Below are 21,266 nucleotides of genomic sequence, written 5' to 3'. Positions count from 1 at the left end.
TTTATAGTGGCTAAGGTGCTAACAAATCGTTAAGCGCTTCTTCCAATTGCGGATGCTGGAACAGAAATTCAGCATCCGTTAATTTTTTGGGAATAACTTTTTGCCCAAATAAAAACAAATCTGCCATCTCTCCAAACAGTAAACGTAAAACAAAACCTGGCATTGTGGCCACATTAGGTCGATTCAATATTTTCGCGAGTGTGGCACTGAATTCGGCATTGGTTACTGGGTTTGGCGCAGTTAAGTTGTAGCTGCCTTGGCAATGGGGATGATTGAGTACAAACTCGATGGCACGCACCATATCATCAATATGGATCCAAGACATATATTGATGGCCGGTGGCGAAACGACCGCCTAAGCCCATCTTGTAGGGCAATAACATCTTTTTCAAAGCGCCATGGTTTTTATCCAAAACAATCCCAGTTCGTAATAAGCAAACCCGAGTTTTGGCATGGCTTAGGAGGGCTTTTTGTTCCCAAACTTTACAAACACGATGGGTGAATTCTTGATAGCATTCATCGAAGTTCTCATCAATCTCAATCGAATTCTGTCGACCATAATAACCAATAGCCGAGCCTGATATAAAGACCCTTGGGGGAGACGATGAATTGTTTAAGCGTTTTGATAAGCGATGGGTTAAATTCCAGCGACTATGACAGATATTACGCTTTTGTTGCAAGCTCCAGCGCTTGTCGGCAATGGGTTCACCAGCAAGATTAATAACTGCGTCGTAATCATTAAGGTCATCGAGATCTCGAATGCCATACAGTAGTTGAATGTTCTCTTCGTTGTTAAACAGACAGTTAACCGAGACACGCTGGCGGGTCAGCACATCAAATTGATATTTGTGCTGATATTTCTTGATAAATGCGGATCCGATCAAGCCGGTACCACCTGTTAGTAGTATGCGTTTCACTGAATCGTTGTTTTCACTCAAAGCAAGTCTGTATTGCCTTAAGTGTAGACGATAGGAACATTTTTAGCACCGCTCATATACCTTTTAAGCGAACTTTGTTAAGGTAAAAACATACTAAAAAATAACTAGTTAAGTTATCAACATGACCACTATAAAGCATACTGGTGCGGTGCGCGTACTGTTAATATTAACCTGCCTTGTTGTCATCATGGCAGGCATTAAAACCGCCAGTAATATCCTTATCCCGTTTTTACTCTCTGTATTTATTGCCATTATGTGCAACCCACTGGTCACCAAGGCTGAACAATATAAGGTGCCCAAGGCTTTGGCTATTGTGCTGATTATCGCCTTATTCGTTGGAATAGGTATGACTTTGGCCGGCTTGATTGGCAATTCATTAAATGAATTGTCGTTATTAATGCCGGAATACAAAGCTCAAATTACGCAAAAATTCGCTGGCTTAATAGACAAACTCGCAGATTACAATATCAATGTCTCATCAAAGTTGTTGGTACAGTATCTTGATCCCAGTGCGGCGATGGGCTTTGCTGCCGATATGCTATCTGGCTTTGGTGGCATCATGGCCAATGTGTTTTTGATCTTATTGACTGTGGTGTTTATGTTATTTGAAGCATCAAGTATCTCTGGGAAATTGCATTTGGCATTGAAAGATCCAGAGATGAAAATAGAGCGAATTGACCGTTTTCTTACGTCTGTAAATCAGTACGTGGCGATAAAAACCTGGGTCAGTTTACTAACCGGAACATTGGTTTCGGTGATGCTTTGGGTGATCGGATTAGATTTCTTTATTCTTTGGGGAGTCTTGGCATTCCTGTTTAACTATATTCCAAATATTGGTTCTATTATTGCTGCGGTACCGGCGGTGTTATTAGCATTTGTTCAGTTTGATCCAAGTGTGGCATTAGCCATAGGTGCAGGCTACATGGTGATCAATACGGTAATGGGCAACATGGTTGAACCTAGGTTTTTAGGCAAAGGCCTGGGTTTATCGACCCTTGTGGTGTTCTTGTCATTGATATTTTGGGGCTGGTTACTCGGCACCGTCGGTATGTTGTTGTCCGTGCCCTTAACCATGATCATTAAAATTGCCTTGGAAAGCTCAGAAGAGGGCAAGTGGTTAGCGGTGATGCTTGGTGATGAAGATGAAGTTGAAGATAAGTTAAAGCCTGAAAATGAGCTAAAAACAGACAATGAGCCGAGCTAAAATCTAGGTTACAGAGCAATAGGAAAAACTACACGTAAAGTAAACGCAAAGCGAGAAACTAGCTCGCTTTGGCCATTCTACAATCATATTTTGTTAGTTTGATAGCTGCGTTTGTAAGGTACTCATCCGTGCCTGAGTAAGCCGAATATAACAACGTTTATATTCAATGCCTGCACCACTGCCTGGTGCCATTAACTGATAATGCAATTGACATTGTTTTAGCCTATATCCGCTAAACGCCTGATTAGCTTGCTGCATGGCTATGACGGCATCGTCGCGACCGGTGATACTGGCAAGTTCCTTGACTTGTTTCTCTAAGGTGAAGAGTAAATCTTGATACTGGCTATCTAACGTTTTGATGTGCACATCGAGGCATTCAGACAAGGCAACTTGGCTGTCACTGTGAGCGTCACACTGGTGGTTATTTAATGCAGATTTGGCAATCGATTGAGGCGAGTAGGGCAACAAGCCCACGGCACATAATAGACAAGTAATGCAGGCGCCAGACAGTAACGTATATTGCATATCTGGCTCCTTACGAATTATCTGATGAGCTACACACCCAACACTTTTTTGAAGGGTTTTACGGTGACGTTTTTGTATACGCCGGCAGCAATGTACGGATCGGCATCAGCCCAAGCTTTAGCTGCGTCTAATGAATCAAAGTCGATGACCAAAAGCGAACCGGTAAAACCAGACTGACCTGGGTCGTCACTGTCTATGGCTGGCAACGGTCCAGCAATTAGCAGCCGACCTTGATCTTGCAATTGCTGCAAACGTGCGAGATGTTTATCACGCACGGATAAACGTTTTTGCAGTGAATTATCAACATCTTCACTGTAAATCATGTACCACATTATTCTTTGTCCTTTTGCGGGCTGCTTTCATCGTCTTCCGGTAAATACTTAAATACCGATACCACCGATACAATGGCAAAGATAAAGGTCATTGCGGTTAGGCCAAATACTTTGAAATTGACCCAGGTTTGTTGGTCATAGTTAAACGCGACGTACCAGTTTGAAACAGCGCAGACAATGAAAAAACCAACCCATGCAAGGTTGAATTTAGTCCATACGCTTTCAGGCAATTGAAATTGCTCACCAAGAAAACTTTGCAGTAAGTTCTTGTTAAAAACGTATTTACCAACCAGCAAGGCAACTGCGAATAGGCCATTAATAATCGATACTTTCCACTTAATGAAGGTATCATCATTAAAGATAATCGTTAGACTACCAAAGCCAACAATAAGCGCGAATATGACCCATTGTCGATTTGGGATCGGGTGCTTTTTAATCTTTAAAAATGCCATATGGATGACGGTAGCAACAATCAACGCACCGGTCGCGACGAAAATATCGTGAGTTTTATAAAAGATGAAAAATATAATTAAGGGAATGTATTCTAGTAATGCCATAGTATTGTCATTGTTGTAAAAAATAAAAATTCAGTCGATACATAGGTGGTGATTTTCTTGTCTTACAAGCGGCTTTAATATCGACAACTTACCCTAGTATATCAGTTAGCGGATTCGAGGCTAGATAGATGCAAAAATAAATCAGCATCGATTCGCCCTCGATGGCTCGAATCGACTTTATTCGGGTGCCTGATTTTATTCCAGGCGATGACTTTGCCTGCAACGTTTATCGGTTCAAAGCCAGGGTGTTCGGCAGGCGCATCAACACCAACAAACGCACATAAGCGACTAAAAGCATCTGCGTCACTCACCTTAATCGATAATAGATCCTGCTCTCGACCTTGAAAGTAATTGAATACCTGTTGTTGATGACGTCGATAACAATCGGCTAGCAACGAATCATGTTGCAGCATATCGGCGCTGTATGGACTAAACACCTGCAAAAAACTGTGTTTGATGTAGGGATTAAAGCCACCATGTTGACGAACTAGGTTATCGTGCATTCGTTGCAATAGGCGCCTAATGGATGCAATCCATGGCTGCATATCTCGTTCTAGATAAATAAAACGACTGCCAGGAAACGCTTTGTCTAAACCTTGGTAATCGCTAAACACTGGTGTGTCTGCAATCACATTAGCCTGTGCTAAGCAACGTTTGGTATAGCAAGTGTGGGCGACGTTAAAACCTAAATCGAGCATTGCCACGCAGACGCTGGTGGTTGCGGTGCGTGGTAAGCCGATAATGAAGATTTTACCCTTCATTTGTGGTGCAGCGTCATTCATGGGTTTAGCCAGCGTGATAACCAAACGGATCGTCGATGCTATGGGCAGGCTCGGTAAACCATTTAGGGCCGTTCTCGGTCATATAAAAATGATCTTCCAAACGCACACCAAATTCACCTGGAAGACAAAGCATTGGCTCATTTGAGAAACACATACCGTTTGCCAGTGGCGTTTGCTCACTTAGCACTAAATAAGGCCATTCATGGATGTCCAGCCCGATACCGTGTCCTGTACGATGCGGCAAACCGGGTAAATTGTAGTCAGGACCGTAGCCTTGTTCGCATAAGAAATCACGGGCCGCTTTGTCGGCGACACTGCAAGGTTGACCAATTTGCGCCGCTGCAAATGCTTTAAGCTGCGCGTCTTTTTCATCTTGCCAAACTTGGCGTTGGCGTTGATTGGCTTCACCAAACACATAAGTGCGAGTGATATCAGAATTATAACCGTGCAATTGGCAGCCTGTATCGATCAAGACAATGTCATTGTGCTCAAGCGCTTTAGGGTTAGCGACACCATGCGGGTAGGCGGAATCTTCGCCAAATAATACAATACAAAAATAAGAGCCTGCCGGTGCACCAAGGCGTTTATGTGCTTCGTTAATAAACGACTCGACTTCCTTTGTTGTTATACCTTGGCGTAGAATGCGCGCCGCTGCTTTGTGCACTTCTAAGGTCATATCTTTGGCACGCTGTAATAGGGCGATTTCGGCAGCAGATTTTTGCATACGGCAACCTGCGGTAACCACTTTAGCGTCAATTAACTTAAGCTGTTTTGCTGTTTGCTGAATGCCATTGGCAATAAAAAATGCGGTAGACTCATCAATGGCGATATCGCCATCTTTAATGCCCATATTGGCTAACGCATCAACGAATGTTTGATATGGACTGATATGTTCGTGCCAACTGTTGACCTTGCCCTTGATCACCATAAATTGTTCAAGGGTATCAATTTCAAAATGTGGAGCAATATATTCAATATCGCCATTGGCGGGAATAATCGCGCCAACCATGCGCTCGGAAGCGTACCAGCGAGTGCCGGTGAAATAGTATAAATTGGTACCTGCGTTTACGTAGGTTGCGGCAATATTATGCTCGCGCATTATCGCTTGCGCTTTATTGACCCGTTGACTGAATTCTTGCTCAGTAATCGCCTCAACATCGCTGGTCATGTCGGTTAATTTTGCTAACTCCAACTCTGCTGTAGAGCCGCCAATTCCGTTATTCGTCATCATCATATCCAAAATTAATTATATGCGTTGTAGAGTACGGATTTGAGCGCTTAAAGCAAGTGCTAAGGTATTAAAAATGCGGTCAATTGCGTTTATTTACAGGCAAAGAGCGTTATGTTTGGGGACCATCAAATTCTTCCCACGCTTGCATCGCTTCGGCAACCGTCATAACCGATGGGCCGCCGCCCATATACATAGCTACCTCACATACTTCTTTAAATTCTGCGTAGCTTGTGCCCATATTTATCAACGCTTTTACATGAAAACCAATACAGCCTTCACAACGGTTCGCGATAGCGACTGCGGTTGCTATGAATTCCTTGGTTTTCGCAGACAGGGCACCGTCTTGCGAGCAGCCTCGTGCCATTGCAGAAAAACCGCCAAAAACCGGGTTTTGCTCTTTACGGAATTTGTTTAATTGCTTAGAAATATTTTGTGTTGCTTCGGTATAATTCATCAATCATTCCACCTTTATCAGAACATGTGTTTTAGGTAAATAAAGTTGATTTTATTATATACCTAACATTAGATAATACTAATATTAGTTGTTGCTAATATACTGGGCTCTTATATAATACGGCAATATGACAGTATATGAGGTAGATAACATGTTAAAAACCATGCCCGAACTTATGACCGGTGTATATCCAAACATTCGTCGCATTAGTGCAGAGCAAGCTCAACTTGAATTGCAACAAAAACCTGGCTTGCTTGTTGATGTCAGAGAACCGGCAGAATGTGCCAAAGGAATGGCCAGTGACGCGGTGAATATTCCCCGAGGCATTCTTGAAGCAAAATTATTGGAGTTGGTTAAAGATGCAACACAGCCGATATATTTGCATTGTGCCGCTGGAGTACGAGCGTCGTTAGCAGCAGAGTCGATTATGCGCCTTGGTTATCAACACGTGACGGCGATCAGCTGTAAAAGTGATGCGGTTATTTCGGCATTTTCTTAACGTTAACTCGAACAGATGTCGCGCTAAAACGAAAAAGGGATCGACGTGAGGTCAATCCCTTTTTATTCTTCGTTAGCCCTTAGCCCTTAGCCCTTAGTTCTTAGTTCTTAGTTCTTAGTTCATAGCACTTAGTTGATAGAACTTAGCCTTTAGCTCTACGCTTTAGCCTTTTCGTTGACGTTGCTTACGAGCGAGGTATTTTTCCATCGACTTAGCAACGGCGAAGAAGGCAAAACTGGCGGTAACATGTGTCGCCGCACCAAAACCACCGCTGCAATCGAGTCGCATCGCACCCTCATTATTTTGTTTCGCATGACAAACGCTGCCATCTTGCGCCGGGTATTTTAGTTGTTCAGATGAAAATACCGCATCGATAGCGAATTTACGCTTGCCCTCACGCGGGTAGTTAAATTGGCGACGCAATTGATTTTTTACCTTGGCTAATAACGGATCTTGATAGGTTTTGCTTAAATCGCAAATCGCTATTTTGCTGGGATCGGTTTGCCCACCGGCACCACCTATGGTGATAATCGGAATCTTATTACGTTTGCAATGCTGAATAATGGCGGTTTTGACTTTTACCGAGTCAATGGCATCAATGACATAGTCAAAACCTTGCTGCAATAACTCGGCTAAATTGTCTTCGGTGACAAAGTCATCAACTTCATTGACCTGACAGTCGGGATTTATTTGACGCAGGCGTTGTGCCATGACATCAACTTTGCTTTCGCCAACGGTGTCAGCCAAGGCGTGGATTTGACGGTTGGTATTGGTGATGCAAATATCATCCAAATCAATTAAGGTGATGTTACCAACACCATTACGTGCCAATGCTTCTGCCGCCCAAGAGCCAACACCGCCAATGCCAATAACACAAAAATGTGCTTCTTTAATATCGCTCGCAGCTTGCACACCGTATAAGCGTTCAATACCACCGAAACGTAATGAGTAATCAGACATCAATAAATTCGACAAATTAGGGTAAATAAAAAGGCGGCTATTATAGCGATAAAATCACCAGCTTGCATCTGCTTGCTAGAGAAAGCGCCATTCGATGTTAATAGAGCTGACCTCTAGCGAGTTCGTGTCGAATCGGGCTAGAGGCGTAAATAAATGCAGGGAAGGGCAAAAGCACAAGCCACTGTCGAGATGATTGCACTTGTGCTGAGAAAGACTAAACGCTGAAACGCGGTTAGAAGCGATAGGTTATACCCATACCTGGACCGCTTATTTCCATGTTATAGATAAAACCTTGGTCTTTGTAATCGACTTCCATATAGCGATAAAAGTACTTTAATGACCAATTTTCGCTGAGCTTATGATCCAAAACCGCACTAACCAGATAAGATTCATCCGAGCCGACGCCAAATCCACCGGTTTCCAAACGGCCTTGCACAGCGAAGGTGTTATTGATTTTATGTATTACGTGGATACCCACTAAAGGGTCAACCCAGTCACTGCCCATTTGCGCTTGATTAGCGCCATTGGCGGTTTCAATTTGGATATTGGTGTCGACTTCCATGGCGCGAGCCCCGATGTAGCTATATAACTCGGTGTCACTCGATTCATAGACTTTATAGCCAACCCCCATATCAAATACGTAGCCTTCGATATCAATATGGACATTACCATCTTGACCGCCATAATTGGCAAGAGATTGCTTGTCATTGACATCTAAGTAAATCAGCTCGGAATACAATAACCAGTTGTCTTTACGGGCGTTAAAATTACCCATAAATGCGGCATCGGTATGATCGATTAAGGTTTGAAAATCTATGTCGACTTCTGATTGTTTGCCGCGCTCTTGACCTGCGGGGCCCTGACGATAAGCGCCTGATTCACCCTCATTTTTGGCACCCCAAACAAAGGGGGTAAACTCAAACTGCCATTCATCTTTTTCAGTTTTTGCACTACCGGTATCAGCAAAGGCGGAGGTCGTCGCAAAAGCAAGTGTCGCTGCAATAATTAGCTTCATGTTCATCAATCGGGCCTGTCATAACCTATCAAATATAATGGCGCTACTATAGTGATGTCTATTTATGATGGCTAATGATTTAAATGTGTAGGTGATATGCGATATGTGCATAATGCGTTAAAAACGCGCTGTGCACAGGCATTAGTCGGCTTCCTATGCTAACAGATTGAGTATTAATGGAAATTAATGAAGGTGCTGATTCGTTTTAATAGATGTTCACGAAACCACTGGTGATCTAGGCTATTCTCGCTGCGGCGATGTTCAATCAACATAAATTGAATTTTTACGTCTTTGGGTAAGTCAAATTGAAATATGGGGGTGCATATTTTGTTCACCAATGGATCTTGCAATAGGCCTTTGACACAAGGCATGATCGAATTTGAGTTTTGTAATACTTTGATCAGATTACTGGCTTGAGTCGAGCGAAATTGCACTCGACGTTTGACGTTAAACCGTTGCATTAATTCTTCACTGGGCCCTCTAAAATCACGAGTGTTTTCATTGCCGACCATAAGTTCGGCAAACGGGTATTTCGCACATTGTTCGAGAGTCACATGGCTTTGCTCTGCTAATGGGTGACCTTTGCGAGCAATAATGACCACATCTACGGTTCCTAATGGCGTACCGAGAAAGCTACTTGGCAGATCTCGCTTTATTGATAAAGCAAAGTCCAATTGACCAGATTCCAACATAGGTAATGGATTTTCTTGTGCCGGTAATTCTGAAAAACTGACGTTAGGTGCCTGCTCCATGATGGTTTGATATAGCGGCAAAATATTGGTGTAGCCCATGACGGCAGGTAAGGAAATACTAAAATGGGATTCACATAAAGCCGGGTTAAATTCATCCTTTTGCACAAATTGATTTAAGTGTTCAAGTAGATCCGGCAGCATGGCTTCGAGTTGTAGGGCTTTATCCGTTGGCAGGATGCCTGTGGCAGTGCGATGAAATAATGGGTCATCGAACAAATCTCGTAGTCTATTTAAGGTGCGACTCATTGCCGATTGTGAGAGAAACAAGGCATCCGCCGCGCGGGAAACGTTGCGGTACTTTAACAGTACCGATAGTGATACCAATAAATTCAAATCAACACGTGCCAGTTGTTGCTCAACCATTACCTTTTACCAAGTCAGCTTTTATTACACCGAAACATCTATACAGACGCGTTTGCACAGCGGCACTCGCATAGAAATACCTGCATAGCAGCATTGTTTGCTAAGCATAAACAAAGTGTAACAGTGGACCCTGATAAGGCAAATTCATTGCCGATTTGAGTAAACTAAAATGCTGATTTAACTAAGCAAATTTCACTTGTTCTAGAGAGTAGGGGGGGGATAATGGGCGGTAATTAAAAAACGCCATTAACGGCGTTTTCTATTTTTACTTTGTTTAATGTCTTGCTCACGTTTATCACCGGCTCGTGGCAAGGTTTCTTCAAGATCGTTCAGGCTTTTGCGGCGAATCGGACTATTACTTCGTCGCAGCAATGATAAGTTGCCAACTATGGCTGCTAGCGCCAGTAAACAAATTAGAATAATAAGCCAGTTAGGCATGGGGATTCTCCAAATCTGGATGTGTAGGCGAGCAGACATTGACGACAAATTGTTGGCATAGCAAGTCGAGGTTATCAAGCACCGTTTGTTTGTTGTGCAGCTCACTGGCGGCGATAAGTTGATGCCAATCACTAACTTCAAAGGCTTGCATATAGACCTTAGCTAATGGTGCATAAGATAAGTGCCAAGGCTCTTCGGCGACACCATTGCGATAGTCTTGATAGGGGCGATAAAAACCAAAGCGCTGCATGTTGGCATCAAGCCAACGGTTAAGTGGTGCTTGTGGTCCGTTATCTTGATATTCCCAAGGTTCTAACTGCAATGCTTGCTCGTTTTGCAAGTTGGGATCATAAACGTCGATATCGGTGCCCCAATGATGGCGACTGCCACCTGGCAAGGCTGAGAACAACATCGTGGCTTGCACCTGTTCAAGTTCGCTCAACACGCTGCAATCAATCACCTTATTCTCTCTGTTCTTGATTGCACGCTGGCCAGTCAACTTGGCATTGACCAAGTGTAATTGACGAGTAAAGTTGCGAAAGCCACTGGCAACCTGCAGGTTAAAACCTGCTGCTTTAGCGGCTTGTTGCATATGGTTAAACGCAGCTAGCATATTCTTATGAATACCGGCACCATTGTCTAGCCAATGAATGTGTTCATCGGTTAGGCCATATACTTGTTCTGTGGTAATCTTGTCTGCCGTTGCCATAGTGTTTATTCAATTCATTATTTTTAATCGTTATCAACTAACAATTTTTTCATAACCAGATAATACATTTCAACCAAGTCTTCGAGATCGTCACAGTTCACGCATTCATTTACTTTATGAATGGTCGCGTTAGTCGGTCCCAATTCAACCACTTGTGCACCTGTTGGCGCAATAAAGCGACCATCTGATGTGCCACCTGATGTTGATGGGGTGGCATCGACACCATTACTTTCTTTAACCGCCGAGATAACCGCATCAAGTAATGCCCCCGGTTCGGTTAAAAACGGTTTGCCGTTAAACGTCCAGTGAACATCATAGTCGAGCTCATGACTATCAAGAATATCGACAACTTTATCGACAATGATTTGATCGTTTATCTCGGTACTGTAGCGCAAGTTAAAAATGGTATGCAATTCACCTGGTACCACATTGGTCGCACCGGTACCTGAATTTAAATTTGATATTTGCAAACTGGTTGGCGGGAAATAGTCATTGCCTTCATCCCATTGATATTGCGCTAACTCAGCTAACGCTGGCGCGACCATATGGATTGGGTTTTTCACCAAATGAGGGTAGGCGACATGACCTTGTATGCCATGCACTTGCACATCCGCGGTAATAGAACCACGACGACCGTTTTTAACGATGTCACCACATTTATCGGTACTCGATGGTTCACCAACAATACACCAATCTATTTTTTCATTGCGTGCTTCTAGGGTATCTATGACACGTGTCGTACCGTTAATAAATGGTCCTTCTTCATCAGAGGTTATTAAAAACGCAATCGAACCATTATGGTATGGATAATCTTTGACAAAGCGTTCAGTAGCGACAATCATCGCCGCCAATGAACCTTTCATGTCGGCAGCACCTCGACCGTACAGCCAACCATCTTTAATAACTGGCGTAAATGGGTCGGTATGCCATTTATCTAGGTTACCAACAGGAACAACGTCGGTGTGTCCGGCAAAACAAAATACCGGGCCGCTATCACCGCGTCGCGACCATAAGTTGGTGGTATCTTCAAACACCATGGTTTCATTATTGAAGCCAAGTGCCGCCAAACGCTGTTTCATTAACTCTTGGCAACCTTCGTCTACTGGTGTTATCGATGGACGCGATACCAGTTCCTCGGTTAACTCTATAACTTCGGACTTATTACTCATGACCAAATAACTCTTGATACTGGGCCGCTTTAAAACCTAGGTGCAATTCACCGTTGTGCATTAACAGCGGACGTTTTAGCAAGGTTACCTGTTCTAATACTGTGTTGGCAGCAACATCGCCTTGCAAGTTGTCTTTGACGTCTTGCGCTAGGTTACGATAGGTGGTGCTGCGTTTATTGATCAGTGAAGACCAATCGCTTTTACCGCTAAAGTCGGCCAATAGGTCGGCATTTAGACCGTCTTTACGTAAATCGTGAAAAGTGTATTCGATGTTGGCGCTGTCTAGCCACTTTAATGCTTTTTTGACCGTATCGCAGTTGTGGATACCATATATAGTTGTCATAGAGTCTATCTTACGTTTGATTTTATTCTGTATCGTTATTAATGACTAGGTACTCGGCACGCCTTAAGGCTGAAATGGCATTTGCCAGGGTATGGTTCTTCACCAAAATATAGTCGGTATCAAATGTCGATATGGCAAAAATACTGATCTCTTGTTTTGCCAACACACCTGAAATATCGGATAAAATACCCGTCAATGAAAACCCTAGCGGCCCCAACACTTCCAGCGCTCGCCAGTCAGACTCTGCTTCTAAGCTTTCCAGCTCAAAACTGGTCGGCAAAACGATGGACAATTCATCATGGGTTTTACCGATAAAAAACACGTCTGCGGTGAGTACCTGTTCTGGAATTTTGGTTTCAGGGGTAAAGCTATGAATGGTAAACGTGTTTGCTAACACCTCTAACGTTTGTTTTGCCATACGGATCCCTTTTAGCTACCTAAATTACCTATTGCTCCATACTATAACGCAGGGGCAATTTTAATGGTATTGCTTTTTCTTTTGTTACACTGCGACTAAATCGCCGTATAAACCCGTACAAACTATATATAAGCGTGATATTAAACGACTTTTTCTATCTATTAAGACGTTTTTTTAAACATTGGATAAACCTGTCATTATCCACAAAAGGTGTGGATAATTGTGTATATAAGCTCTGACAACATCCGTAAGTGTATGTAAGTATTGGTTTATTCTGATAGGTTAAAAAACGTCCGGTTATAGTGGTTGTGTATAAAAATAACCTAAACTGATCTTTTAAAGTGTTTGTATGCAAAAGTGATCAAGTGCTTAAAAGTTGACAGTTAAACGATCCTTTTGCGAGCAAATAGTTGTAAAATAAGATCAATCCATGACCAATAGGGCAAAAGGGGATCGGCGTAAAGGATATGTTTTGTAACAATCACGCCATTAAAATTGTTACGCGTAGTTGCGATAAGTATGTTATCTTTTAACTGATAAGTTTATTTTTAAAGCCGCGCTTTATATAAGCTAGAACACTGCAACTCTTGTTGGACATCGGACAAATTTCTGACTATGCAACAGCACCTATACGATATATATAAAACTGGCGTCAAATACATTGATACTTGGCCTAAACGTCCAGAATTGATCAATTACTTTCCTCAATATCGAGCGGTATTAGCGAGCCGATTCGTGTTGCGTTACGCACCACCTTTGGCTGCACTGGCATTTATATTGCCGCTGATGTTTTTTGGCGTCGAACAGCTTAAGCAAGCGTTATTCTATGGTATTTTCATTGCATCAATGCCTTTTCAAGCTGTGGTTTACATGGCCAAGCAAGCGAAAGAGTTATTACCACCTTCGTTGGCTAACTGGTATCGACAGGGTGTTGAAAAATTAAAGCAAGAAATGGAAGACCTAGAACTCACCGCGAACAAGCCAACCTATCATGACTTGGCAACCTTGCTAAATTACTCGTATAACCAACGTATGTAATTATATCGCTGTACAAACAACACTATGAACACAAAAAAACGCATCGAAAGATGCGTTTTTATGTTTAGTTAATGGCTTTTTAATGTCACTGTTTTTGATACAAACGTATCAAGAAGTCCGCTTCGCAAACAAAATTTGTCGATAAGGATAATTGCTCGGTCAATTGCGCTGAGCTTTTAAAGGCAAATGGTGTCATAGCCAATAATTTAAGCGCCATTTGACCGTCATCAAAGGTCATGTCATAACGTAAACGTTGTTCATCCACTAGGGTAAAGCCCTCAAGCTGACTTTTGCTTTCATCATGGAGCTTGGCTTCTCGATAAATCAATTGCTTAAGTTGCCATAGGTGGCGAGCGGCTGGCGTAACCGTCAATAAGTAACCCTTGTCACTTAGTAAGCGTTTGAACTCATTCGCTTTTATTGGCGCATAGATGGAATACAACCAATCTACCGAGCCATCCTCAAAAGGTAACTGGGCGATAGATGCGACACTAAAATGACACTGCGGATATTTTTTAGAGGCAATACGTACAGCATTTTTAGCAATATCAATGCCGTACACTGTGGTGTCCGTTGCCGCATGAGCCGCGGTGTAATAGCCTTCACCGCAGCCGGCATCAACAACGCTTGCAATAGGCATATATTGTTGTTGCATGCTAACAATGGTGTCGCGCAATGGCTGATAATAACCCGCGTCTAAAAAGGCTCGACGAGCATTGACCATGTCTTTATTATCGCCTGGATTTTTAGAGTGCTTAAATTGCACTGGCAATAAATTAACGTAGCCTTCTTTGGCGATGTCAAAGCTGTGTTTTTGCGCGCATTGATAGCTGTTATTTACCCTTGCTAGCGGTTCGCAGCAAATAGGGCAGCTGTATTTTGCCTGCTGGATCATGATCTGTATCCGTATCTAAATGAACAACATTAACCGCTAAATACCGACCAAATAGGCGCATGGTCTGACGGCTTCTCTATGCCACGTAATTCATAATCAATATCTGACTCAACACATAATGACGCAAGTTCACGGGTTGCTAAAACAACGTCAATACGCAGCCCGCGGTTATCATCAAAGCCTCGCGAGCGATAATCAAACCAGCTGTATTTTTCGCCTAGGTCGGGGTGCAAAGCGCGAAATGTATCGATAAAACCCCAATCGAGTAGTGTTTGTAGCCATTGGCGTTCTTCAGGTTGGAAACTACATTTACCGGTCTTCAACCAACGCTTACGGTTAGGTTCACCTATGCCAATATCCAAATCAACCGGTGAGATATTAATATCGCCCATTACAATGACATGGTCAGTTGGTTGATGGTACTCGTTTAAATAGCCCATTAAATCTTTATAAAACTGACGCTTGTATGGAAACTTCGTTTCATGATTAATGTTGTCACCTTGTGGGAAGTAACCATTAAGGACGGTAACTTCACGACCTTGCTCGTCGGTGGTGGTAACCATGATCATACGTTTTTGCATGTCATCGTTATCACTAGGAAAGCCTTTTTGAACTTTCAACGGTTGTTTTTTACATAACATAGCGACACCGTAGTGTGCTTTTTGACCGTGAAAATAAACGTGATAACCCATACGTTCGACATCTTCTAGCGGAAATGCTTCGTCATGAACTTTGATTTCTTGTAAGCCAATAATATCTGGTTGGTGTTTGTCGATCACCGCTTGCAATTGATGAAGACGAGCCCTAAGGCCATTAATGTTGAAGGAAATAACTTTCATAATGATGTTTATTTAGTGATGCGTGCAGGCATTTTAACAGGTAATGTCAGGCCTCGTTAGAGTGTCACCAAAATTATTTGATATTTTTTTAGCAATAAATTTAGTCTTTATAAATCAATTAACTAAAATGTAACCAAGGGCGAATTTTTGAACAGGGTAGCGATATTTGCTGTTTTTACCTTAAGTTTGTAACCAAGGTGTAAACTGTGGTGTTGATTTGTTATCAAAAAATGTTGATTATTTGTTAAGAATTAGCTTTAAGTTACTGTTTATAGTGATTTTTTAATGTTACAAAAATGTAAAGTGGTTTGTTAATTAACATTATCAACTGGCAAATTTATTTGTTATAACTACGAACATATTGAAAAAATAATTACTTTTCTACCAAGTGTTTACAAAACATACGTAGATTCGTTTAACCTTTTGGAGCGATTTAAATGGCAGAAAATAAACCAAGCTTAAAAAAAATACTACTGGTTGAAGATGATCGTCAACTATCAGATTTGATCAAAGATTTTCTGGTTAGCGAAGGCTTTCACGTTAAACAAGAATTCCGTGGTGACACGGTAGCAAAGACCGTGGAAAACTTTTCACCAGATTTAATTGTCTTGGATGTTATGTTGCCAGGCAAAGATGGCTTCACGGTATGTCGCGATTTACGCCCGTCGTATAGCAATCCTATCTTAATGTTAACGGCGAAAAGCACTGATTTCGATCAGGTGTTGGGTCTTGAAATTGGCGCTGATGATTATGTCGCTAAGCCGGTAGAGCCTCGAGTATTACTTGCTCGTGTTAATGCGCTTTTACGTCGTGGTCAACTGCCTAAAGGTGGCAGTGAGAAAGCTGAAATTAGCTGCGGTAAGTTGCATGTTAATCGTAACTCTAGACAAGTTACTTTAGACACCGAAAACATTGAATTAACCAGCCAAGAGTTTGATTTGTTGTGGTTACTGGCGACACGAGCTGGTGAAGTGCAAAACCGTGATTATATCTATAAAGCGGTTGTTGGACGTGAATACGATGGTATGGACCGTAGCGTCGATGTACGTATTTCTCGTTTGCGCAAAAAGCTGCATGATTCAAATGAAACACCATTTAGAATCAAAACGATTTGGGGTCAAGGGTATCTTTTCGTACCGGATGCGTGGGAATAATTAGTACCCACCAGAGGTTAAAAAATGAAACTTGGTCGCTCATTTTTTAGCCTGTATTTCTTAATCATCGCCTGTTTTGGTGTGCTCAGCTATGCTCTAGATCATATCTGGAGCCGCAGTGTTGAGCAGGATGTTGAGTCGTATACAGGCTATAAAACGGTAATGCTTGCAATCAATGAACGATTGTTAGTATTAGATAAAACTCTATGGAATGATTTTATTGACAGTGCAAATGGGCGCTTTGAGATGCCAATTGTCATTGTCTCTGAAACGGAAGTTGAAACGCTCGTTCCTGACATGAGTTACGTACAAGGTGAAGATGTCACCGTCTATTATGACGATGATCATGTGACCTTATTCCTGCCTATGGCCGAATCGGATCAAGTCTTAGTGTTAGGGCCCGTTCGATCGCCAACCCGTCCAAAAACTGAAGCCATGGTGCGTGTCGCTATTATGGTCTTACTGGGGCTTGTGGTGTTTTTCTGGATTTGGCCGGTGTCTCGCGATCTCGATAGGTTAGCCGCAACCGTAACCGCATTTGGTGATGGTCAATTTGACGCAAAAGTTGAAAAAGCAGATTCTGCGCTGGTTCAACCTATGGTGAAAACCTTCAATATGATGGCTACGCGCATTAATAATCTGATTGAGGCTCACAAAGAGCTCACCAATGCCGTGTCTCACGAATTAAGAACACCCTTAGCACGCAGCAAATTTGCCTTGCAGGTTTTGCGTGGTGCAAAAGATGACGAAACCAGAGAACGTTATACAGATTCAATCAATACCGATATCTGCGAACTTGAGTCGTTAGTAAATGAGCTATTGGTTTACGCGTCGTTCGAAAGCGAACAACCGAACATGACCATGGAGCAAACTGATATCACTGCATTGGTAAATTATCAGGTGCATAGCTTTTCTCATTCCTGTGCAAACATAAATGTTGACGCGCAGCTGGATCAACAGTTGATTAAATGTGACCCTCACTTTATTAATCGTGCGCTGAGTAACTTACTCGCAAACGCCATAAAATATGGTAATGGTAAGGTGTTGGTCCGTATGTATGAACAACAAGGTCAGTGTTGTATCGATGTAGAAGATGACGGCGATGGAGTCGAAGATTCGTTTAAAAGTATTATCTTTGATGCCTTTTCACGGTTCGATGAAAGTCGTGGTAAAGACACCGGTGGTTTTGGCTTAGGCTTGGCTATCGTCAGTAAGATCATGCTTTGGCACAATGGCGAAGCCAGTGTCTCAGACAGTGAGCTGGGCGGGGCTAAATTCAGTATTAAGTGGCCAACGCAATAATAGTCTCTTGTAAAGATTGACGGCGAGCTAAGGCTCGCCGTTTTTATTTGCCTGTTTGTTTGCATTACATCAAGGGTAAAAGCGTTTTCTAGCGCTACATTTATTGCCCGAGCTAAAAGACTTAACTGGTTTTATTAGCCGTGACAGCGTTTAAATTTTTTGCCACTTAGGCATGGGCAAGGTTCATTGCGTCCAATGGTTTTGACGACATCATGGTTGATAATATCACCGTCTAAATATCGCCAACTGCCGTTTTCTTGCAAAAAACGTGAATTCTCGCGCATCTCACAGAGTTGTTCACCATGTAAATAACGCACAACAAATTGCACATAGTGGTAGGTGTTGTCCGTGTAATCGGTTTGTTCGACGTTTAATGATAACCATACTGTCTCATCCATCCATGCTTTGATATCCGCTTCGCTATTTTCTGCTTGTTTGGCTGCCGCATAGGTATTAGCGACGTATTTAGAATCGCCTAGGGCGTAGGCGGTGAAACGTGAGCGCATAAGCTGCTCAGCCGTATTGGCTTGCTTAGCACCGGTAATAATGGCTTGGCAACAATGGTCTAATTCTTGTTGTGAACCGCATGGGCATAAATGGTTTTGCATGATCAGTGACGCAGGACTTAGTTATATAGAATGGTCATCAAGCTACTATAACAAAATATAACAAAATTTGCCTTGTCGGCCTATTGGCATTGGCTAAAGCTAAAGGGAGTTGGGCGGCAAGGTATTAGCTAATGGAACTACTGAACTGGAGGGGCTAATACCTCGCCTAAAACGTGTTGTGTGCACTCAATACCGGTAATCAATATCTGCAAAGAAAAGACCTTCAAAGAAACGACTTACAAAGCAAAGACCTACAAAAAAATACGTGCAAAGAAAAACGAAGTTAGAAAATCAAACCCGCTAGTGCAATACGCTTTTTGCTGAATTTACGATAATACACTCGGTATTACCGTGTTTTGCGCAACTTTGCAGCATTTGCAACTGACTTTCGCTAAATGTCTGATCCCAGATGATCACTGTAGAACAGTTACCACGCAATAAGGTCGTCGCGATTTTCTCAAACGCGAGAGGTTGGTGTTGACCATTGACGCGCAATAATTTTGAACAATCAATTTTTTCAGCCAATGGCTGGATATCTAAATCATCACTATCGACACATAAAATCCAACGCTTTTGTTGTTGGTTATGTTGACATAACAACGCTAAGTCTTGCGTCATCGCCTGAGCATTTTCAGGTGATGTTATGGTCAACCAACGATTGTTATGGCCATTTAATATTGCGTCTTTGTTTATTAATTGTTGATTCATTTGCTCGTCTCCAGTCGTTCATATCTATACTGTATGAATAAACAGTATATGTTTTTCAAAACTGGGTCAAGAACTTTTACTGTTTATTTATACAGTATTTATTGGTTGACCTAGAATCTAAATAGACTATCTGGCTCTACAGCTTGTTGTGCTTGGTGTTCAGCAAACTTGATGGCTTGCAAAGGGCGTTAATAAATAAACAATTAGCATAAAAAAAGCGCAACCTTGTGGTTGCGCTTGCATAGATTTTACCCATTGAAGGTGTTAACTAATCGGTAATTTTTCGATAGATAGCCCGTCCTATCATGCGCATTTTAGTCGGCAACGGCATACGTTTTAAATTGGTTTTCACAATGCCTTCAGTAAATGCCGTTGCTTTTGAATAATCGATATTGATGTCTAAAATGACAGGTTGATTGTTAGCGGCAATTTGTCGGGCTTGACGGATACCGTCGCTGATCTCGCTGTCATTTTCGATGCGCACATAAGCTGCGCCTGTGGCACTGGCGATGCCTTGGATTTTTGTTTGTGGCAATACGGTACACGTTTTGCGGTTATAAGGGATTTGCTGAGCTTGCGAAATTTGCGACAACTCACCGTCATTAAATACGCCAATGATACAGCCAATTTGGTGTTCTACAGCGGTGGCGAGTTCCATACAGGTCATCATAAAGGCGCCATCACCAACCACACTTACGACTTCCTGTTGCGGATTCGCCAGTTTTGTCGCAATAGCAGCAGGCGTCGCGTAACCCATACAATTAAAATCTGTCGGAGAGATGAAACCAAACGGTTTATGCACTGGCATAAGTTCAGCGCTTAAAAACGTATGGTTGCCATCATCAACGACGATAAACGCGTCATCGTCTAATTGCGCCCGCAGTTCGTCGAAATAGCGGGCAGGGTTTACTCTCTCTTTACTGTCGTGCTGATACCAAGCTTGGCGATACGCTTGCTTGTTTGCAGCAATAGTCGCTTTTACTTTATCGCCATCAACAGATGATTTGTGATCGGCTAACTCGGCGACTAAGGCGGTCAATATTTGTTTGCTATCACCTTCAATAGCGACCTTAGTGGCAAAGTTACAATCGAATACCTCGGGGTTGATATCAATATGAATCAAATTTTCTGGCATGTTGCCACCAAAACTGCCAGTGGCAATTTCACCAAATCGAGTGCCAATGGCAATAACACAATCCGCATCATTGATGGCTTGCTGCGCCGCAGGTGCTGCTGCTGGGCCAAAACAAAAACCTGCATGCAGTGGATGGTTTGCGGCAAATGCGCTGATACCTTGTAACGTGGTCGCTACGGGCGTTTGCATGATATCGGCCAATTGGGTCATTTCTGCATTAGCATGCACGGCGCCCCAGCCAGCAAAGATTGCCGGTGATTTACTGCTCTTTAATAACGATGCCGCAGCGGATATTTGCGCTAAAGTTTGCTCTGATAGGGCAGGATTGGCTTTCGCTTTATACTCGGGCAACTCACTGACGTCACCTTTATCAAGTTGCAAATTGACCGGGATCTCAACAAATACCGGGCCAGGTTCGCCGGATGTGGCAACCTCGTATGCTTTGTATATGGTATCGATGACTTGGTCATGTGTGTCTACTTTAAAGGCTGCTTTGGTGAAACCTTCAACCAGTTTGATTTGATCAAGTTGGTGTAATTGATAGTTAAATTTAGAATCATTACGGATACCACCAGAGATAACCAACATTGGAATACCGTCAAGATATGCTTCTGCAATGCCACTGGCCGCGTGGGTGACGCCAGCAGCGGGAACAATGACCATGGCGCCAACACTATCGGTGGTGCGAGAAATAGCGTCTGCCATAAAGCCACCATGGCCTTCATGCATAACCAAATACGGGTGTATGCTGTCTGAGTTGTTTAACTCGTCATAAAGTTCGGTATTATGGACTCCCGGGATGCCAAACGTGTATTTTACGCCAATTTGCTCCAGTGCGTATCGAGCTAGCCATGCTGCTGTTTTCTTCATCTTAGTGATCTCGTCGTCTATGTTATTCT

At 42.6% G+C, this 21,266-nt stretch carries 25 protein-coding genes; 5 read left to right on the top strand and 20 right to left on the bottom strand.

Going from position 1 to position 21,266, the window contains the following annotated elements:
• Positions 1-10: 10 nt before the first annotated feature.
• A complete protein-coding gene (locus tag E2K93_RS01010) occupies positions 11-937 on the bottom strand; it encodes a TIGR01777 family oxidoreductase (RefSeq protein ID WP_228445414.1) in 927 nt (308 codons plus the stop codon).
• Between the two features lie 121 nt (positions 938-1,058).
• On the opposite strand from E2K93_RS01010, the gene E2K93_RS01005 reads away from it, so the two are divergent.
• Complete coding sequence (locus E2K93_RS01005; RefSeq protein WP_135437299.1) at positions 1,059-2,141, top strand: AI-2E family transporter; 1,083 nt, start codon at positions 1,059-1,061, stop codon at positions 2,139-2,141.
• A gap of 93 nt (positions 2,142-2,234) precedes the next feature.
• Here the strand turns inward: E2K93_RS01005 and E2K93_RS01000 are convergent, their stop codons facing one another.
• The 6 genes from E2K93_RS01000 to E2K93_RS00975 all read right to left on the bottom strand — a co-directional run bounded on the left by E2K93_RS01000 (position 2,235) and on the right by E2K93_RS00975 (position 6,022).
• Complete coding sequence (locus E2K93_RS01000; protein WP_135437298.1) at positions 2,235-2,666, bottom strand: lysozyme inhibitor LprI family protein; 432 nt, start codon at positions 2,664-2,666, stop codon at positions 2,235-2,237.
• Between the two features lie 29 nt (positions 2,667-2,695).
• The gene (locus E2K93_RS00995; protein ID WP_135437297.1) at positions 2,696-2,998 is read right to left on the bottom strand and encodes a YciI family protein; all 303 of its coding nucleotides are present in this window, start codon (positions 2,996-2,998) and stop codon (positions 2,696-2,698) included.
• Positions 2,998-3,555, bottom strand: coding sequence for a septation protein A (locus E2K93_RS00990; protein WP_135437296.1), 558 nt, complete (start codon positions 3,553-3,555; stop codon positions 2,998-3,000). Before E2K93_RS00990 ends, E2K93_RS00995 begins: the two co-directional genes overlap by 1 nt.
• A gap of 101 nt (positions 3,556-3,656) precedes the next feature.
• Positions 3,657-4,337 carry a sulfotransferase gene (locus E2K93_RS00985; protein ID WP_228445412.1) on the bottom strand — a complete coding sequence of 227 codons (681 nt, stop codon included), beginning with the start codon at positions 4,335-4,337 and terminating at the stop codon, positions 3,657-3,659.
• 4 nt (positions 4,338-4,341) lie between these two features.
• On the bottom strand, positions 4,342-5,565 hold the full coding sequence (locus tag E2K93_RS00980) for a M24 family metallopeptidase (RefSeq protein ID WP_135437295.1): 1,224 nt from the start codon (positions 5,563-5,565) through the stop codon (positions 4,342-4,344).
• Positions 5,566-5,677: 112 nt separating this feature from the next.
• Positions 5,678-6,022: a carboxymuconolactone decarboxylase family protein gene (locus E2K93_RS00975; protein ID WP_135437294.1), complete on the bottom strand. Its 345-nt coding sequence runs from the start codon at positions 6,020-6,022 to the stop codon at positions 5,678-5,680.
• Positions 6,023-6,173: 151 nt separating this feature from the next.
• Here E2K93_RS00975 and E2K93_RS00970 point away from each other — a divergent pair, with 151 nt between their 5' ends.
• The gene (locus tag E2K93_RS00970; protein ID WP_135437293.1) at positions 6,174-6,521 is read left to right on the top strand and encodes a rhodanese-like domain-containing protein; all 348 of its coding nucleotides are present in this window, start codon (positions 6,174-6,176) and stop codon (positions 6,519-6,521) included.
• 162 nt (positions 6,522-6,683) lie between these two features.
• Here E2K93_RS00970 and tcdA read toward each other — a convergent pair whose 3' ends face one another.
• From tcdA to E2K93_RS00930, 8 genes are all read right to left on the bottom strand, one after another.
• On the bottom strand, positions 6,684-7,481 hold the full coding sequence (tcdA, locus tag E2K93_RS00965; protein WP_135437292.1) for a tRNA cyclic N6-threonylcarbamoyladenosine(37) synthase TcdA: 798 nt from the start codon (positions 7,479-7,481) through the stop codon (positions 6,684-6,686).
• 232 nt (positions 7,482-7,713) lie between these two features.
• Positions 7,714-8,502, bottom strand: a complete 789-nt coding sequence (locus E2K93_RS00960) for a hypothetical protein (RefSeq protein ID WP_135437291.1) — start codon at positions 8,500-8,502, stop codon at positions 7,714-7,716.
• Between the two features lie 167 nt (positions 8,503-8,669).
• Complete coding sequence (locus tag E2K93_RS00955) at positions 8,670-9,611, bottom strand: LysR family transcriptional regulator (protein WP_135437290.1); 942 nt, start codon at positions 9,609-9,611, stop codon at positions 8,670-8,672.
• A 246-nt stretch (positions 9,612-9,857) separates the two neighbouring features.
• Positions 9,858-10,049 carry a hypothetical protein gene (locus E2K93_RS00950; RefSeq protein WP_135437289.1) on the bottom strand — a complete coding sequence of 64 codons (192 nt, stop codon included), beginning with the start codon at positions 10,047-10,049 and terminating at the stop codon, positions 9,858-9,860.
• Positions 10,042-10,758 carry a M15 family metallopeptidase gene (locus E2K93_RS00945; protein ID WP_135437288.1) on the bottom strand — a complete coding sequence of 239 codons (717 nt, stop codon included), beginning with the start codon at positions 10,756-10,758 and terminating at the stop codon, positions 10,042-10,044. The genes E2K93_RS00950 and E2K93_RS00945 overlap by 8 nt, the downstream gene beginning before the upstream one ends.
• Positions 10,759-10,781: 23 nt before the next feature.
• Positions 10,782-11,927, bottom strand: coding sequence for a succinyl-diaminopimelate desuccinylase (gene dapE / locus E2K93_RS00940; protein ID WP_135437287.1), 1,146 nt, complete (start codon positions 11,925-11,927; stop codon positions 10,782-10,784).
• Positions 11,920-12,270 (bottom strand): Spx/MgsR family RNA polymerase-binding regulatory protein, encoded by a 351-nt coding sequence (locus E2K93_RS00935; protein ID WP_135437286.1) that lies wholly within the window; start codon positions 12,268-12,270, stop codon positions 11,920-11,922. Before E2K93_RS00935 ends, dapE begins: the two co-directional genes overlap by 8 nt.
• 22 nt (positions 12,271-12,292) lie before the next feature.
• On the bottom strand, positions 12,293-12,688 hold the full coding sequence (locus E2K93_RS00930) for an ACT domain-containing protein (RefSeq protein WP_135437285.1): 396 nt from the start codon (positions 12,686-12,688) through the stop codon (positions 12,293-12,295).
• Between the two features lie 615 nt (positions 12,689-13,303).
• On the opposite strand from E2K93_RS00930, the gene yfbV reads away from it, so the two are divergent.
• Positions 13,304-13,726: a terminus macrodomain insulation protein YfbV gene (gene yfbV, locus E2K93_RS00925; RefSeq protein ID WP_135437284.1), complete on the top strand. Its 423-nt coding sequence runs from the start codon at positions 13,304-13,306 to the stop codon at positions 13,724-13,726.
• Positions 13,727-13,811: 85 nt separating this feature from the next.
• Here the strand turns inward: yfbV and rlmA are convergent, their stop codons facing one another.
• Positions 13,812-14,621, bottom strand: a complete 810-nt coding sequence (rlmA, locus tag E2K93_RS00920) for a 23S rRNA (guanine(745)-N(1))-methyltransferase (protein WP_135437283.1) — start codon at positions 14,619-14,621, stop codon at positions 13,812-13,814.
• A 29-nt stretch (positions 14,622-14,650) separates the two neighbouring features.
• Positions 14,651-15,460, bottom strand: coding sequence for an exodeoxyribonuclease III (gene xthA, locus E2K93_RS00915; protein WP_135437282.1), 810 nt, complete (start codon positions 15,458-15,460; stop codon positions 14,651-14,653).
• A 437-nt stretch (positions 15,461-15,897) separates the two neighbouring features.
• Here xthA and E2K93_RS00910 point away from each other — a divergent pair, with 437 nt between their 5' ends.
• Both E2K93_RS00910 and E2K93_RS00905 read left to right on the top strand, forming a co-directional pair.
• Entirely contained in the window at positions 15,898-16,614 is a 717-nt protein-coding gene (locus E2K93_RS00910) for a response regulator (RefSeq protein ID WP_135437281.1), read from the top strand.
• A gap of 24 nt (positions 16,615-16,638) precedes the next feature.
• Positions 16,639-17,916, top strand: coding sequence for an ATP-binding protein (locus tag E2K93_RS00905; protein ID WP_135437280.1), 1,278 nt, complete (start codon positions 16,639-16,641; stop codon positions 17,914-17,916).
• A gap of 134 nt (positions 17,917-18,050) precedes the next feature.
• Here the strand turns inward: E2K93_RS00905 and E2K93_RS00900 are convergent, their stop codons facing one another.
• The 3 genes from E2K93_RS00900 to E2K93_RS00890 form a co-directional block, all read right to left on the bottom strand.
• Positions 18,051-18,524: a YchJ family protein gene (locus E2K93_RS00900; protein WP_135437279.1), complete on the bottom strand. Its 474-nt coding sequence runs from the start codon at positions 18,522-18,524 to the stop codon at positions 18,051-18,053.
• 300 nt (positions 18,525-18,824) lie between these two features.
• Positions 18,825-19,232 (bottom strand): hypothetical protein, encoded by a 408-nt coding sequence (locus E2K93_RS00895; protein WP_135437278.1) that lies wholly within the window; start codon positions 19,230-19,232, stop codon positions 18,825-18,827.
• A 268-nt stretch (positions 19,233-19,500) separates the two neighbouring features.
• Positions 19,501-21,237: a thiamine pyrophosphate-binding protein gene (locus tag E2K93_RS00890; protein WP_135437277.1), complete on the bottom strand. Its 1,737-nt coding sequence runs from the start codon at positions 21,235-21,237 to the stop codon at positions 19,501-19,503.
• Positions 21,238-21,266: the final 29 nt, after the last annotated feature.

This window comes from Thalassotalea sp. HSM 43 (assembly GCF_004752005.1).
Lineage (GTDB): Bacteria > Pseudomonadota > Gammaproteobacteria > Enterobacterales > Alteromonadaceae > Thalassotalea_A.
Note: the sequence above shows the minus strand (reverse complement) of the source record. Positions and strands in the feature narration are given on the sequence as shown.